The 16,697-nt window shown below is 58.3% G+C and carries 13 protein-coding genes; 3 read left to right on the top strand and 10 right to left on the bottom strand.

Annotated features, from left to right (window positions below; all coding sequences use genetic code 11):
• Nucleotides 1-25: 25 nt before the first annotated feature.
• The 3 genes from IEX57_RS18235 (at nt 26) to rng (ending at nt 3,090) form a co-directional block, all read left to right on the top strand.
• Complete coding sequence (locus IEX57_RS18235) at nt 26-541, top strand: LPS-assembly lipoprotein LptE (protein WP_188706254.1); 516 nt, start codon at nt 26-28, stop codon at nt 539-541.
• A complete protein-coding gene (gene holA / locus IEX57_RS18240; RefSeq protein WP_188706256.1) occupies nt 531-1,550 on the top strand; it encodes a DNA polymerase III subunit delta in 1,020 nt (339 codons plus the stop codon). Before IEX57_RS18235 ends, holA begins: the two co-directional genes overlap by 11 nt.
• Before the next feature lie 88 nt (nt 1,551-1,638).
• A complete protein-coding gene (gene rng, locus IEX57_RS18245) occupies nt 1,639-3,090 on the top strand; it encodes a ribonuclease G (RefSeq protein ID WP_188706258.1) in 1,452 nt (483 codons plus the stop codon).
• Nucleotides 3,091-3,158: 68 nt separating this feature from the next.
• Here the strand turns inward: rng and IEX57_RS18250 are convergent, their stop codons facing one another.
• The 10 genes from IEX57_RS18250 to cpsG all read right to left on the bottom strand — a co-directional run bounded on the left by IEX57_RS18250 (nt 3,159) and on the right by cpsG (nt 16,694).
• Entirely contained in the window at nt 3,159-4,238 is a 1,080-nt protein-coding gene (locus tag IEX57_RS18250; protein ID WP_229709099.1) for an MraY family glycosyltransferase, read from the bottom strand.
• Nucleotides 4,239-4,520: 282 nt separating this feature from the next.
• Nucleotides 4,521-5,645: a glycosyltransferase gene (locus IEX57_RS18255; RefSeq protein ID WP_188706262.1), complete on the bottom strand. Its 1,125-nt coding sequence runs from the start codon at nt 5,643-5,645 to the stop codon at nt 4,521-4,523.
• Nucleotides 5,646-5,648: 3 nt separating this feature from the next.
• Nucleotides 5,649-6,770, bottom strand: coding sequence for a glycosyltransferase family 4 protein (locus IEX57_RS18260; protein WP_188706264.1), 1,122 nt, complete (start codon nt 6,768-6,770; stop codon nt 5,649-5,651).
• Nucleotides 6,770-7,663, bottom strand: a complete 894-nt coding sequence (locus tag IEX57_RS18265; protein WP_188706266.1) for an NAD-dependent epimerase/dehydratase family protein — start codon at nt 7,661-7,663, stop codon at nt 6,770-6,772. Before IEX57_RS18265 ends, IEX57_RS18260 begins: the two co-directional genes overlap by 1 nt.
• Nucleotides 7,664-7,674: 11 nt before the next feature.
• Complete coding sequence (gmd, locus tag IEX57_RS18270; RefSeq protein WP_188706268.1) at nt 7,675-8,709, bottom strand: GDP-mannose 4,6-dehydratase; 1,035 nt, start codon at nt 8,707-8,709, stop codon at nt 7,675-7,677.
• A 150-nt stretch (nt 8,710-8,859) separates the two neighbouring features.
• Entirely contained in the window at nt 8,860-12,042 is a 3,183-nt protein-coding gene (locus IEX57_RS18275; RefSeq protein WP_188706270.1) for a glycosyltransferase, read from the bottom strand.
• Entirely contained in the window at nt 12,042-13,298 is a 1,257-nt protein-coding gene (locus tag IEX57_RS18280; protein ID WP_188706272.1) for an FkbM family methyltransferase, read from the bottom strand. Before IEX57_RS18280 ends, IEX57_RS18275 begins: the two co-directional genes overlap by 1 nt.
• On the bottom strand, nt 13,295-14,518 hold the full coding sequence (locus tag IEX57_RS18285) for an ABC transporter ATP-binding protein (RefSeq protein ID WP_188706274.1): 1,224 nt from the start codon (nt 14,516-14,518) through the stop codon (nt 13,295-13,297). Before IEX57_RS18285 ends, IEX57_RS18280 begins: the two co-directional genes overlap by 4 nt.
• A complete protein-coding gene (locus tag IEX57_RS18290) occupies nt 14,518-15,327 on the bottom strand; it encodes an ABC transporter permease (RefSeq protein WP_308433883.1) in 810 nt (269 codons plus the stop codon). Before IEX57_RS18290 ends, IEX57_RS18285 begins: the two co-directional genes overlap by 1 nt.
• Nucleotides 15,324-16,694, bottom strand: coding sequence for a phosphomannomutase CpsG (cpsG, locus tag IEX57_RS18295; protein WP_188706276.1), 1,371 nt, complete (start codon nt 16,692-16,694; stop codon nt 15,324-15,326). Before cpsG ends, IEX57_RS18290 begins: the two co-directional genes overlap by 4 nt.
• Nucleotides 16,695-16,697: the final 3 nt, after the last annotated feature.

The raw sequence follows: 16,697 nt of genomic DNA on the forward strand, positions 1-16,697 counted from the left end.
CATGATCAACACCAAGGGTTCTGCAATGACCGCACTGCTGCGCCGCCTGACGGCACTTCTTTTGATCAGCCTGCTGGCGGCCTGCGGCTTTCATCTGCGCGGGCAAGGTCCGAACTCGGGCTTTGCCTACCCTGAGGCCTACGTGGACGGCAACGGCGGCGTGGCGCAGCAACTGCGCCTTTACCTGCCGCTGCTGCCCAACGTGAAGCTGGTCAAGGACGCGACCGTCAAGGACGTGGCCAAGATCAGCATTGCCAGTGAAACGTCCAACAGCACCGTGCTGACGATTAACAGCTCCGGCCAGGCTACGGAATACCTGACCTCGCTGGTGGTGACCTTCAGTGCCTGGCGTCCGGATGGCTCGGCCATTATGGAAAGCCAGCAAATCACCTTGTCGCGCAGCTATTCGTACGATCCGAACAACCCGATTGCCATGACCGGCGAATCCAACCGTCTGATCAAGGACATGCAGCAGGATGCTTCCCAGCTGATCCTGCGCCGGATCAACGCGGTCGCCACCCACGGCCAGGATGCGCGCTGAAGATCTGGCCCGCCACCTCAAGGGCGGGCTGGCCCCTCTTTATGTACTGCATGGCGAAGAAGGCTTTTTGACGCTGGAAGCAGCGCAAGCCATTCGCGAGGCAGCGCTACGTCACGGTTATGGCGAGCGTGAAGTGCTGACCGTGGAAAGCGGTTTTTCCTGGAGCCAGCTCACGGCCTCCGGTAATTCGTTCAGCCTGTTTGCCGAGAAAAAACTCGTCGAATTGCGCATCCCCACCGGCAAGCCAGGTGTCGAAGGTGCCAAAGTGCTGGAGGCCTATGCCGGCCGCCTGCCGGAAGACACCGTCACCGTGGTGCAGATGCCCAAGCTCGATCGCACCACACAGAACGCCAAGTGGTTCCAGGCACTCTCGCAACACGGTGAAGTGATCGAAGCCCGGCCGATTGAACGCAGCGCCCTGCCCAACTGGATTGGCCTGCGGCTCACCGCCCAGCAACAACAGCTGGATGTCGACGCCATGCGCTTTCTGGTTGATCGCGTGGAAGGCAACCTTTTCGCCGCGCACCAGGAAGTGCTCAAGCTGGGCCTGCTGCACCCCGCCGGCACGCTAACGCTGGAACAAGTGCGCGAAGCGGTCGCCAACGTCGCCCGTTATGATGTTTTCCAGATGGGCGAAGCGCTGCTGGCCGGTGACACCACCCGTTTTGTCCGCATGCTCGACGGCCTGCGTGCCGAAGGCGAAGCCCCGCATCTGGTGCTGTGGGCGCTGTCTGAAGAAGTCCGTGCCTTGTGGCGTCTGGCCCAGGGCCGCGCCAATGGCGCCAACATGGCGCAGTTGTACAAGGAAAACCGCGTCTGGGGCGCCAAACAGGGCCTCGTGGACAAAGCGCTGGACCGCGTCAGCGGCCCGCAGTTGCGGCAGGCCTTGTCTGCCGCTGCGCGCATTGACCAGATCAACAAGGGCGTCGGGCAAGGCGATGCTTGGGATGAGCTCCTCTCGATGTGCCTGCCATTACTCAAGCCGACTGCAACACGCCCGGGACGCTGAGCGCCAGAGTCGTTACACTTGGGTCACGACGCTGCCCTCGGCGCACAACAATCACATACCGCCCACAAGATACGCGAGCAAGCCGACGATGAAAGAACAGATCCTGGTCAACATCACCCCGCAAGAAACCCGCGTAGCCACCGTTGAAGACGGCGTGGTGCAGGACATCCACATCGAGCGTGCTACCCAGCGCGGCCTCGTGGGCAATATCTATCTGGGCGTGGTCAAGCGCGTGCTGCCCGGTATGCAAAGTGCGTTTATCGAAATTGGCCTGGAGCGCGCCGCGTTCCTGCACATTGCCGATGTCATCGAGCAACGCCAGCACCCCAACGACGAGTTGCGCATTGAGCGCCTGGTGCACGAAGGCCAGCCCATTCTGGTTCAGGTCATCAAAGACCCGATCGGCACCAAGGGCGCGCGGCTTTCTACCCAGATCAGCATTGCCGGGCGTTTTCTGGTATTCCTGCCGCAGGAAACCCACATCGGCATCAGCCAGCGCATTGAAAACAACGACGAGCGCGACCGCTTGCGCTCGCGTCTGGAAAGCCTGCTGGCGCAAGATCACCTGGGCTATATCATCCGGACCTCGGCCGATCACGCCACCGACCAGGAACTGCTGGCCGACATCGACTACCTGAACCTGATCTGGGCTGACATCCGCCAGAAATCGCAAACGCTGCCGCCCAAATCGCTGTTGTTCCAGGACCTCTCTTTGCAACTGCGCACACTGCGCGACATGGTCAACACCGAAACGCAGGAAGTGCTGGTCGACTCGCGTGAGAATGTCGCCAAGATGCGCGACTTCGCCCAGTCGTTTGTGGCGGACGTTTTCCCGCGCGTACAGCACTACAGCGGCGAGCGCCCACTGTTTGAACTGTATGGTGTCGAGGCCGAGATCGAACGCGCACTGGCCCGCCGCGTGAACCTGAAGTTTGGTGGCTATCTCATCATCGACCAGACCGAGGCGATGACCACCATCGACGTCAACACCGGCGGCTTTGTCGGCCACCGTTCCTTTGACGACACCATCTTCAAGACCAACCTGGAAGCCACGCACGTCATTGCGCGGCAACTGCGTCTGCGTAATCTGGGCGGCATCATCATTGTCGACTTCATCGACATGGATAACGAAGCCCACAAGCACGCCGTGCTGGAAGAATTGCAAAAGGCCCTGTCACGCGATCGCACCAAGGTCACGGTCTCGAACTTCACCAGCCTGGGCCTCGTGGAGATCACCCGCAAACGTACGCGTGAAAGCCTTGCCCACGTGCTGTGCGAGCCCTGCCCCACCTGCCAGGGCCGCGGCCAGATCCGCACTGCAGAAACAGTCTGCTATGAAATCCTGCGCGAAATCCTGCGCGAAGAACGCCAGTTCAAGGCCCGCGAATACCGCATCCTGGCCTCGCAGAACGTGATCGACATGTTCCTGGATGAAGAATCCGCCAGCCTTGCGCAACTGGTAGATTTCATCGGCAAACCAATCTACCTGCAGGTCGAAACCGCCTATACGCAGGAACAGTTTGATGTGGTGCTGATGTAACCAGTCAATAAAAAAAGGAGGGATGATATCCCTCCTTTTTTTATATCGTGCCGGCCAGGCCAGACGGCTTAGTGGTCCCGTTTCTGGCGGCGTGCACCACGATGCGCCCGGCGCACCACCAGCCAGCGCGGCGCGCGGAAACGGGCAATGCAGCGGTACAGCCAGACATAGCCAAACACAAACAGCAGCGCCCACAGTTGCAGCGCCAGCGTGTTATTCCAGAACAACACCGCCGGCACCACGCCCAGCGACGACAGCAGCCACAAATAAGGCGAGGTCATCGAATTGCGGAATACCTTGTGGCGCGGATCCGGACTACCCACCGCCCAGCGCATCAGCCGCTTGTAGACCAGTTGATGTAAATGTGCCGCATCCGGCATGCCCGGGTTGCTCTGGCGCGACAGGCGCCGCAGTACCGTAAACACGGTTTCCACCACCGGGTAACTGACCAGCAAGAAGGCAAACCACGGCGACACCTGCGGATTACGTGCCACCAGCATGATCACCAGCGCCGCAATCCAGAACCCGAGCAGATACGCCCCGCCATCGCCCAGGAAAATCAGCCCGCGCGGCCAGTTCCAGAACAGAAACCCCAGACAGGCGCCGATCCCGGCAATGGCCAGCGGCCACACCACATAATCGGCCTGCAAAATGGCGACATAGGCAATGCCGGTCAGCATGATCGCCGCCACGGCAGCGGCCAGACCGTTATAACCATCGATGAAATTCATGGCGTTGGTCACGCCGGCCAGCGCAATCACCGTAAACAGCAAGGACACCGCCGGAAAGGCCAGCAAGGTATCAATGCCCGGCAGATCCAGCCGCGTCACCCGGATACCCATCCAGCTAAAGGCCAGCAGCGCCGAGACGATGATACAGGCCATGCGCAGAATCACCCCGCCGCGCTTGCTGATGTCCTCAAACAGGCCACTGGCAAACGCCGGGAAAACCACGATGAGCAACTGCAGGAAATGTTCGCCGACCGGCCGGCCCAGATAAAGCTGAACAGCCCAGCTAGCCGCCAGCGAGATGATGATCGCCAGACCACCAATACGCGGCACGGGATTAACGTGAAATTTCTGTACGCCGTGCAGATCTGAATCCGCACTGAAACGACCATGGATATGCCCGCTGCGGACCAGCCACATGGACACAAGAAAAGAAACTGCAAAAGCGAGAACAATGGGGAGCACGTTGTACCGGGCAACAATAGGTAAAAAAGCCCGCCCATTATGACGGATATTGACGTTAACTGCTTATGCAGCTTTGTAAGCGTCTATCTCATTCCAGAAAACTGACACAGATTGGAGACAGCTTTCAGTAAAAAATGGGCATACGTCAATGGTTTTGTATCGCATGTCGGGTTGCAATGGTTATACCCGAGCGTCATCAATACCCGCTTGCATCGAAGTCCGCGCCAGCCAGAGTTTCTAGCGTTTCGAGCCAGCCAGTACGCGGCGATAAAGCGCCGTATAGGCGCTCACCATTTTGTCCAGGCTGAACATTTGCCCGAATCGCCGGCGAGCGGCTTCGCCCTGGCGTGTGGCCAGTTCAACATCGCTGGACAGCGTGTTCATGGCTTGCGCAAGTGCGGACGGGTCTGCCGGCGGGATCACAAGGCCGGTCTCGCCGTGCAGATTGATGAAGCTGGTGCCTGTGCCGATGTCGCACGAGATCATGGGTTTGCCCATCATGGCGGCTTCCGCCAGGCCAAGCCCGAATGCCTCAGAGCGCAGGTGGGAGGGAAACACAAAGGCATGCGCGCCGGCCAGGATGTCCATCTTGACCTGCTCATCCACCAGCCCAATGAAATGCAGGTTGGTCAGGCCGCGGCGTGCCGCTTCTGCTTCATACTCGCCACGCAACGGCCCGTCACCCATCAGGACGATATTTTCAGCGACGTGGCTGGCCGCTTCAATCAGGTACTGCAGTCCCTTGTAGTAACGGAACACGCCCACAAAAGCGAAATAGCGCTCGCCAAAACGCTCGCGGTACGCCGCAACCGCCTGCGGGTCTGGCGCGGGATGAGATGCTGGATCGAGCCCCAGCGGGATTACCGTGCACTTGTCACGAAATGGCACAAGATCAACGCTGCTGGCCAGATAGCCGGGGCTGGTCGGCGCGATGGCATCGACATGGCCAAGAAACCAGTTCATCAGTGGAGAATAGGCTTTCTTGAGCCATTTCTGTTTGACGATATCGCTGTGATACGTCACCACAGAAGGCTTGCGGTGCCCCGCCAGGGCATGCAGCACATCCCCGAATGGCCAGGGAAAGTGGTAGTGCAATACATCATAAGGCGCGATAAAACGGCCAAAATCGCGAGCTTCACGGGCGCTGAATGGCGTGGAGGCGACATCGACCGTCGTGGGGTAACGGTGCACCGTGACACCATCAATGACCAGCGTCTCGGGGTGTTTTACCGCAGCCGACAACACCAGCACGTCCGCGGCCACACCTTGCGCCCGGCCGCCCATGGCCAGGCCACGGATCACCTGCTCTACCCCCCCCACCGTATCCGGGTAGTACGTCTTGTAGACGTGCAGCACCTTCACGGGTCAGCCCGCCAACTGACGGTAAACCGCAGCAGTGCGCTGTGCCGTCTGAGCCCAGGTAAAGGTTTTTGCCCGGGCCAGCCCGCGCTCGCTCAGCGCGCTGGCCAGCGTAGTATCTTGCAGCACTCTGGAAATCGCGTCGGCGATCTCGTCGGGGCGTTGTGGATCAACCAGCAGCGCGGCATCGCCAGCCACTTCCGGCAAAGAGGTGACGGTGGAAGTAATCACCGGCAGCCCGGAGGCAAACGCTTCCAGCACCGGCAGGCCAAAGCCTTCGTACAGGGACGGGAACACCAGCGCAGAGGCCGACTGCAGCAGTACCTGCTTTTCTTCGTCAGTCACGTAATCCAGCCAGTGACCCGCACCGCGCGCCTGGATGGCTTTGAGCCGTTCGACTTCTGCTTCGGCAGCCCAGCCATGACGGCCGGCGACCACGAGCGGTGCGGCTTTTTGCAGTTCTGCCGGCAGACTTTCATAGGCGTCGATGACGCGACCGACGTTCTTGCGTGGTTGCAGCGTGCCGACAAACAGCAAGAAACCAGGGCGCAGACCCAGTCTGGCCAGCACTTCCTGTTTGCGGGCTTCGTCAATCCGTCCAAAATAACGCTGGTCCACACCCAGGTGAATGGGCGTGATACGTTCTTGGGGAATGCCAAAATGCTCGACCAGATCCCCAACCACGTAATCGGAAATGGTGATGTAGTGATCCGCCCAGCTGGCAGAACGCTTGAACAGCCAGTTCTTGAGCCAGCGACGCTTCACCGTCACCCAGTCCGAACGCATGAGCGGAACCGGGTCCATGAGTGTGGCGACCAGCGGGATGCCTGAGAGCTTGGGAATGTAGTGGTCTGTGGCGTGAAAAACGTCGATCTTGCGCGACAGTTCGGCGGTGCCCGCAAACGACAACGGTGTGACCGCACTACGCAGCACATTGGTCTTGAAACTGCCTGCCAGGGCGGTAGAACCGGCAGCTGCCGGCGCATCCAGAAAGGCCAGTGGACAGGTCGCTACGCCGTCGGCCGGCAAATAGCGCAGCAGCTCTTCCGTGTACGTACCAATACCGTCGACATGGCCAGAGGTGGCCAGTGCCCTTTCGAGCACTGTCGTGCCAATTCCAACTCGCATCAGGCCTCCTGCGCGGCCAGCATCCAGCCCAACGTATCCTCTAGCGAGTAATCCGGCAGATCAGGTAGTACGGCTTGCAGTTTGTCAGGCGAACCAATCAGCACTTTAAGCTCATTGGCGCGCACTAGTTGTGGATCTACTTCAACGCGCAATGTATGCCCGCTGAGTTTGCTTACGGTTTCGACGACGTCCAGCAGACGGTGGCCGCGCCCGGTGCACAGGTTCACGGTATCGCCCCGCTGACCTTCCGTCAGCAAGCGCACATACGCCTGCGCGACCATGCGCACATCGTTGAACTCGCGCACAACGTCCAGGTTGCCCAGCTTGATCTGGTCAGCCTTGCGTTGAAAGTGCCCGATGATCTTGGGGATCAGGAATTGGTCATCCTGACCCGCACCGGTGTAATTGAACGGGCGCGTAAACAGGATCGGCAGACGATCAAGCCACGTCCGTGCCATGTGTTCCATGGCCAGTTTGCTCATCGCATAGTGATTCACGGGCGCAGGTGCGGTCTCTTCGGCCACCGGCGAGTGCGGCGGGTTCCCGTAGATATTGGCGCTGCTGGCCAGGATCACCTTCTGCAGCGGCGCGCCGCTACGATGCAGCGCTTCCAGCAGATTGAGCGTACCGAACACATTGGTCCGGTACAGCGCCATCTGATCGGCATGCGCCACAAAGGCGATGGCAGCCAGATGGATCACGTAATCCGGCTTGATCTGGTTGACCGCCTCACACAAGGCCGGCAGATCAGCCAGATCTGCCGCGACCTCATCATCCGCCGGTGCGTGCTGCACCAGGCCGGCGACATGATAGCCAGCCTGTTGCAACGCCGCTTTCACATAGCGGCCCGTGAAGCCATGGCTTCCGGTGAGCAAAACCGTTTTTGCCGGCATGACTGCCCCTGTCAGAACGAGAAGCCTTGCTGATTGCGACGCAGGTCTGCGTCAACCATCAACTGGCACAGTTGTTCCAGCGTCGTGGACGGCTCCCAGCCCAGTTCCTTGCGGGCTTTTTCCGGGTTGCCGATCAGCAGCTCTACTTCGGCCGGGCGGTAGAACTTGGGGTTCACGCGCACAACGGTCTTGCCGGTAGCCACGTCCACGGCTTTCTCGGACTCGGCTGCACCAGACCACTCGATGGCAGTACCTGCGGCCTTGAAGGCCATGGTCACGAAATCACGCACGGTTTCGGTACGGTTGGTGGCCAGCACGTAGGTATCCGGCTGGTCGGCCTGCAGCATGCGCCACATGCCCTCAACATATTCCTTGGCAAAGCCCCAGTCGCGCTTGGCATCCATATTGCCCAGTTCCAGCACGTCTTGTTTGCCCAGCTTGATCTTGGCGACGGTGTCAGTGATCTTGCGGGTGACAAACTCGCGCCCACGCAGCGGCGACTCGTGATTGAACAGAATACCGCTGGAACCGAAGATATCGTACGACTCGCGGTAGTTCACCGTGATCCAGTGGGCGTACAACTTGGCCACACCGTACGGGCTACGCGGGTAAAACGGCGTCGATTCGATTTGCGGCACAGCCTGCACCTTGCCGAACATTTCGGAGGTCGATGCCTGGTAAAAACGAATCTTCGGGTTAACGATACGAATCGCTTCGAGCAGGTTCAACGGGCCAATGCCGGTGATCTCAGCCGTCGTCGCCGGCTGATCGAACGAGACGCCAACGAAGCTCTGGGCAGCCAGGTTATAGATTTCATCAGGCTGGCAATTCTGGACCAGTCGAATGCTCGAGCTCAGGTCTGTCAGATCGTATTCAACCAGATGCAGATTGGGGTGATTCTGAATGCCCAGTTCTTCGATACGCCAGAAATTAACCGAGCTGGTACGGCGGTAGGTGCCATATACAACGTAGCCCTTGTCCAGCAAAAGCTGGGCCAGATACGCGCCGTCCTGACCGGAGATACCGGTGATAATTGCTTTTTTCATGAGCGTTCTCTAATTCGTGAAATTAATTAGTTCTGAATATGCCAAATTATAAAATGCGAAGCAGCCGCAACGAGCCGGGCCGTCAAGCCAGGCCCGCTACAAATCATTGTTTTTGAGATCCTGTTTTCAGGAAAGTGCCGGCCGCCCGGCTCACTCAGCCGCAGTGAGCATTTGCAATAGCTGAGCAGCTTGTCCAGACGTCAAGCGTGCAGGACTAGCTGGCGCAGAATCGCCATCAGTTGGCAGCGAGTTTATCACAAACACCCCTGTCCGTTTGTGGTCAGCTTCTCGTAACCAGCCCTTCATCGCATCCGCGGTTTCACACGAAATACAAATGACGCCGTCAAAGGGAAGTGCCACTTGCAACCAGGATTGCCAGACTGGCACACTACCCGCTTGAGGTGTTGCGCTGGATGTCCCATCCTCGAAATCCAGTAAGAACTGGACATTGACACCACGATCAAAGCAACTCTGGACCGCAGCCATTCGCGCCGACGCGATCCCGGACGCACGGACCAGCAAGATCAGTACGTCATTGCTCCAGGCATCAACGAGGGTATCACTTGCCCAGCCACCATACACGCCAAGCAACTGGCTGGTGAAAGCTCGTGCATACCTGTAACTGGACGATTTCTCGCAGAAATAGACGGGCTCAATGACCCAACCGTTGCGTGGTGCATCAAGCCACGACCGCAGCAGTACTTCGAGTGCCACGTCAGTCTTGCCATTCAACCCGGTTTCATGAATCTCCGAGATATCGACCAGCACTTGTCTGCATACCGGATGAGCAGGAATGTTACGTGCGACAGCACGCGCAACCTGCGCCCAGTCATTAGCAGTCAAAGCCAGACCGCGGTCTTTGAGCGCCTCAACCAGCCGATAACGCAACTGATCAGGGTTCTGATAAAAGCCCTCGATTGCTTCGGCATACTGGGCAGCGCAACTCGCTGGCGAGTGCCGGGTAGAAAGCAAAGCCTGGGCCAGAGTCCCCAATTGTTCGCGTCGGGCTTGATCTTGCCAGAGCGTCGTCAGGGCCTCAGTCAGTTCGTGGTCGGCAAAGGCGTCGGGCAGCATCCATACTGCCTCCTTCGGCGTCTCGGCCATGGAACCATTGGCATTGATGATCGTTGCAAGACCGTAGTTCATACTGTCGAGCACCGCTGCCGAAGTTTCCCCACGCGACATTGCCCGAAGTTGTACACCGACATCAGAAGCAACTAGCCATTGCTTGTAGACATCGCCGTCCGTCCAGCCAGTAATAGTGACGCGATCTCGAGCCGGGGAAGCATTGATTCTGGCCATTAGTTCTTTGCCATAATCGCCAGGATGGTCCTTGCCGACGAACACCAGCCGGCATTTCGGACTGTCCGCCAACGCAGAGGCTAGCCACGCCTCAAGCAGGCGGTGATTAAGCTTGGTTGGAGCCAGGAACCCCAGGCTGCAAACCACAAAGTCATCCGGGTTAATGCCAAGTGCAGCACGCGCCTGCGCGCGGGTTTCGCCGGATGGGGGTTGGCGCAGCAGCGGAATCTGTGCCCAGTGCTCTGCGGCATCCGGGCCATACCAGTGCGCTGCCAGTTGTTTTGAATAATCCGCGTGAACGATAATACCCAGCGCATCCTGCAGGACCTGCAGGTTGCACGGATAGCGATAGATGACTTCGGAGACATCCTGGGTCTTGAACCGTTCAGCCACCGCTGGCCAGCCATGGCATTCAATCAGCGCACGCGTCCAGCTACCGGGCGCCTCTCCAGTCAGCTCACGATGCGCAATAATCCCGGACATGTAAAAGTCATGCAGCACGACAGCGCCAGGGTGGGCTTGCAACAGGCCGAACATATGGCTGTGGAAATGCGAATTACCAAAATGGTACAGAATGCGGTCAAACCCGTCAGCATTCTCCTGGAACCATTGCACACTGCGAACAGCGTGATTCTCCCGTACCCATTCCGACGTAACTTCAGGCTGACTCACCACCACTTCGATGTCATAGTGAGCGGCAAGCGCCGGCAGCAATTCCGCACTGTAATCACTGATCCCGCTCGGCTCAGGGGGCAACGGTGACACATAGGCCAGTCGTGGACGTGGCTTCGTCACTCGTTTCTGGGCGACTTGCATACCTTGCCGTTCTTCCAGAGCTTGCCATGCGACCTTTGCGCTTGCATCCCAGGAGAACTTTGCTGCTTGTGCCAGACCATGTTGCTCGAGTTCGACCCGATAGGCATCGTTCTCAAGCACTTCTCGCATTTTTTCAGCCATGGCCTGAACGTTGCGCGCTTCAAAAAGGGCGTCGCTCCGGCCAATCACCTCAGGCAAGCTGGAACAATCTGTGGCGATAACGGCCTTGCCACACCGCATGGCCTCCAGCGCAGGAAGGCCAAACCCTTCATGCCAGGATGGGAAGATAAAGAATTTGCAGGCCCGGTAACAAGCCAATAGATCATCGTCCGAGACAAAACCGGTCAGGATCAATTCGTCGCGGCCAAGCCCACACTCGGCAGCCAGTTTAAGCAATCTGGCGCGATCAGCGGCTTGAATAGAGCAAACCACAGCCAGTTGATGTGCGCGGCGCAGATGCCCAGGCAATTTCGCATAGGCTTCGATTAACCCTTCGATATTCTTGCGATGATCAATCCCGCCCGTGTACATGATGAAAGGGCGCACCAACCCGTATTGCAACTGTAACCGCGACTGATCTTCCGCTGACACCGCGTCGGGAGTAAACCGGTCGTCCACCGCAGCGGAAATGTTTACAACGTGGGCAGGATCAAAACCGAGGTGCGCAACCGCCTCCGAACCCGATGAAGCGGAAATCGCAAGGAGCAAGTCAGCCCTTCTCAACTGGTCCATCTTGCCCAGGTACCACCGCTCACTCACCGGGTTGGTCAGATAGATCCGCCTGTGAATCAGGGGGATCAAGTCATACAGGATCGCCGCCACCGGAATATCACCCACCATCTGTCCGATGCTGACAACAACATCGTCGGACAGCCCTTCCACAGCAGAGGCAACCAGTATCCAGTCTGGCCGCAATTTCGCTAGAAAACTTTCCCGGATCAGTTCAGCGGCAATACGGCGCTCCGCATTATCTGGATCCGCGGAGGAGGCGCCAGCCGGGATATCCCACACCTTGATGTTTTCGGCGGGAAGGAAGTCTGCGAGGGCGGACCTGACCGGGGCGATCGTGTCGGCAAAGCGGCCGTTGAGTGCGATCAGCACCTCATGTTCACCCCGCTGGCGCAACAGCGCCTGGGTAAGTAGCATCGCGTAACGGCCAATACCACGGGCCCGGCTGGATGCTTGCGCCCCCTGGAGATCAATAACTAAGCGCATCAAACTGCATCCCGTTCTTTGTGCTCAACATCACTGGTGAGCTGTGTATAGACACGCTGGGCATACGGGGAGAGATCTTCAATTCCAATACGCGCAATACTCTCGTAGCCGTCGTGCCCATGCAAGGCAGAAAGATAGAGTGACTGCAATTTCATGCTTAAAACCGGAAAACGCCTGATCAGACCGAGCAAAGTCTGTCTGATGCGTGGCGGACAATGAGCCATCACCCTCAGCAGCTTGCCCAGCATGCGGCGCGAAAGGCTGCCGGGAGCCAGCCTCACAAACGCCCGGGCAAAGCGTGCGCAGGCTTTGGCCTCGCGCAGCAAGACCCGAAGCGGTGCGGTCAGTCGCCATGACTGGCTGTGGATCACGCCACCATAGACAGTCCACCAATAATGAGCCTCCTGGCGCGCTTTTCTGGCATCCAGCTCTGCCTCTCGAGCCCACCGCTCTGCTTCATGTGTTCGGCGTTCGGCCTCTTGTAATCTCTGCGCTGCCTCTTGTGTCCGTCGCTCCGACTCAGCGAGGCGGATTTCGGCTCTGGTGGCACGCTCTTCGGCACGCACCTGTGCGGCGATGACATAGTCATCCAATACGTTGGGCGGGTAGTTGAAAGAACCCACCAGCTCCTGATGTTCTGCGGCAAGGTAGTAACGGTTGACGCCGTCCGCGTAGACCCGTTGATACCCGGCATCAAGCAGCAAGGGCTCCCAACTTTCGCAAGATTCGGTCTGGTTCGTCTGACCGGTGCTCGCGACCACGATGATCCAGGGCCGGTTTCTGCTCCAGTCATTGCCACGCAGAACCAGGGCTTCATCTCCCTCCACACCCACTTTCAGGAAATGTACATCCTGGTCCGCCGGCACATTGTCATGCCACAACCCAGCAAGCGTCGCTACAGCCACATCTTCCGTTCTGGCTGTGTAACCGGCCTGCTGACGCTCTCGGCCAACGTCGTGATTCAGCGTAGACAGGCCCGTATCCGGCACAAACGTCATGGCGAGCATGCCGGGCTGGTCAGACACGGCGACGCGCAGCGTCGTGTCGCGTGGACGCTCCAGGACCAGCAGCTTGTTCAGTTGCGAAACGGGCTCAACATTGATGCCATGCCAGCCCCGGTCATAGAAAGCTTTGGTGACCGAACCGGCTACCGGCCATGCAGCGCCGATATCGATATAAAAGCCATGATGAATCTGCTTGAGCGCACGCCAGAGAATGACATCTTCAAGATTCCGGGCGTAAGAAACAAAATTCATTGCTGAGATATTCCAATCTTCGGGTCAAGCCATGCGACCCCGGCAAAAGGCGTTTTATCCGTGTTCACGATATTAAAAAGCAGCGCCAGGTCTCGCCATTCGTAGTTATTGTCCAGATGGGTCTGGGTACTGTGCAGCGCGGTCTGGATCGAATAGCTCCCCGGCCCCATGTTGGCGTCAAATTCAAACCGGTATACCAACTTGCTGCCCGCCGCGACCGGGCCGTAAGGCTGCTCTTTCAGGTCGGTGTTCGTCCCGTAGACCACCTGACCCAGGCGATCCTTGATACTGTAGCCCAGCACCAGGCGGGGGATTTCCGCCTCAACCTGCACCTCAACCTGCAAAACCACGCGCTCCCCAACGTTGACGAACTCAACCCGTTCACCGTCCTGGTTGATCAGCGCAATATCGGTCACGAATGCTTCGCCGGTACCGGAGATCGTCTGCGTTTTGCCGCTTTCGGTCTGCAGTTGGCGGATTTGCTGGTCTTGTTTGTCAGCCAGCAAAGCGTTGTAATAGTCCATCACCGCTTCGGGCTCGCCTTCCATGGCAACCTTACCGCCACTGAGCAAAATGGCGCGGTCGCAGATACTCTGGATGGCCTGCTTGTCATGGGACACGATCAAGAGGGTGGTACCCTGCTTGCTGAATTCGCGAATACGGTCAAAGCTCTTGTGCTGGAAATAGGCATCACCCACAGAAAGGGCTTCATCCACAATCAGCACATCAGGGCGTACAGCAGTGGCCACGCTAAAGGCCAGACGCATCTGCATACCGCTGGAATACACGCGGACTGGATGGTCGAGGTAATCGCCGATCTCGGCGAACGCTTCAATCTGTGGCATCAGGCTGTCAATCTGCTCGGCCTTCAGACCCAGCAACTGGGCAGACATGTATACATTCTGCCGCCCGGTGAAGTCCGGGTGGAAACCCATGCCCAGTTCCAGCATGGCGGCGACCCGACCGGAAATCGAGACCGATCCAGTGGTGGGTGCAGCGGTACCGGTGATCATCTTGAGCAGCGTACTTTTACCCGCACCGTTGACGCCGATAATCCCGACTGCCTCGCCCGGCGCAATATTGAAACTGACATCCTGAATCACCCATTTGAGCGAATGATGCTTCCTGTTACCCGGCAGCAGCCACTCAGCAAGGCGTGACCAGCGGGTGGGATATTGTTTGTACGCCTTCCCTAGGTTCTTGACGTTCACTGTCCCCATTACAGCTCATCCACCATCTCTGCCGCGTGATTGCGGAACAGGTTCAATCCAAAAAGACAAAGCAGGACACCCAGCAACGTCACCGGCAAAAGCGTAGACCATTGTGGCCACTGCCCTTGCACGAGGATCGTCTGACAGGCACCGACAACGCCTGCCATCGGGTTCAATTGCAACAGCGGACGAACGCGCTCGGGCACAACGTTCGCGGCATACACGATGGGCGTAAACCAGAACCAGAACTGCAGGAAAATCCCGAAAAACTGGCCGACATCACGAAAAAACACGTTCAGTACACCCAGCGTAATCCCTAGGCCAATGGCAAACAGAATCATCACCACCAGAACAGGCAGCAACGCCAGATAAGGCAAGCCCGGAAAGTTGCCGCTCAAAATCAGGAACAGCGAAAACAGGCCAAACACAATGCAGAAATTCAGCACCGCGTTGCAGATGATGATGGCCGGCAGACACAGGCGTGGAAAACTGATTTTCTTGAGCAGATTGGCGTTCTCAATAAACACCCCTTGTGCCCGCGTCACAATCTCAGAGAACAGACCCCAGGTCAGCGACCCCGCGCACAGGTAAATGCTGTAGGCAAAAGTATTGGTCACCCCCGGCAAGCGGGCCTTCATGACCTGGGAAAAGATCACCGTATAGACGACGATCATGGCCAGTGGGTTGAGCACATTCCACGCGGCCCCCAGCAAGGAGTTACGATAACGCGTCTGGAATTCGCGCTTGACACTGCCAAGAACAAACTCGCGATAGGACCAGATTGAACTGAACAAGGCAATCAACATCAGATTTCTCACTTACCTTCAAGAATCAAAGCTTCAAGGTTCGCGACACACTGGTTGACGCGCTCTGCGCTAGCGCGTGACTCCACATTCAGCCGCAGCAGCGGTTCTGTATTGGATGCACGCACGTTAAAACGCCAGTCGGCAAACGACATGCTGACGCCGTCCACGCGCTCGATCAGCTCGGCCTTGTCGCCATAGGCGGCTTCGATCCGGGCCAGCACCGCCGGCACGTCGGCCACGCGGTAGTTGATCTCGCCGCTGCAGGGGTAGGCCTGCATGCGGTCACCCACCAGCGCGGAGAGGGAGGTTTGCTTGCGGCTGATCAGTTCAGCGACCAGCAACCACGGGATCATGCCGCTATCGCAGTAGGCGAAATCACGGAAGTAATGGTGGGCGCTCATTTCGCCGCCATAAATGGCGTTCTCGGCGCGCATGCGTTCCTTGATGAAAGCGTGACCGGTTTTGCTTTGCACCGGTACACCGCCCGCCTTTTCCACCACGTCGACCGTGTTCCAGGTCAGGCGCGGATCGTGAATGATCTTCTCGCCCGGGTGACGCGCCAGGAAGGCATCGGCCAGCAGGCCAACAATGTAATAGCCCTCGATGAACTCGCCATGTTCGTCGAACAGGAAGCAACGATCAAAGTCACCGTCCCAGGCAATCCCCATGTCCGCGCCATGCGCTTTCACCGCGTTGGCGGTATCGGCACGGCACTCGGGCAGCAACGGGTTGGGAATGCCATTCGGGAAGGTGCCGTCCGGATTGTTGTGCACCTTGATGAATTCGACCTTCACGCCAGCGGCCTTGAAGCGCGCTTCCAGCGCGTCAATCACATGCCCGGCAGCGCCATTGCCCGCATTGACGACCAGCTTGATCGGCTTGAGCGCAGCGGCATCGATGTAGGTCAGCAGGTGATCAACATACGCGTCCAGAATCGAGGTCCGGGTCAGCGTACCGCGCTTGACCACCGGGCCGAAGTTGTTCTCTTCAGCCAGGCGCTGGATATCGCGCAAACCAGAGTCGCCGCTGATGGGCTGCGCGCCGCGCTTGACCAGCTTCATGCCGTTGTAATCCATCGGATTATGGCTGGCGGTCACTTCAACACCGCCATCGACATCCAGATGGAACGCGGCAAAGTAGATTTCTTCGGTGCCGGTCATGCCGATGTCGATCACGTCGGCGCCCGCATCCATCAAGCCGTTGGCCAAGGCCAGCTTGAGCGATTCCGAGGTCAGCCGGACATCGCCACCGACGGCCATGCTGCGCGGTTTGAGCAGCTCGCCATAGGCGCGGCCGATGCGATAAGCGATGTCTTCGTTGAGTTCATCGCCCAGACGGCCACGGATGTCGTAGGCCTTGAAACAGGTCAGTTTGGTCATTGC

Source organism: Silvimonas iriomotensis (assembly GCF_014645535.1).
Classification (GTDB): Bacteria; Pseudomonadota; Gammaproteobacteria; order Burkholderiales; family Chitinibacteraceae; genus Silvimonas; species Silvimonas iriomotensis.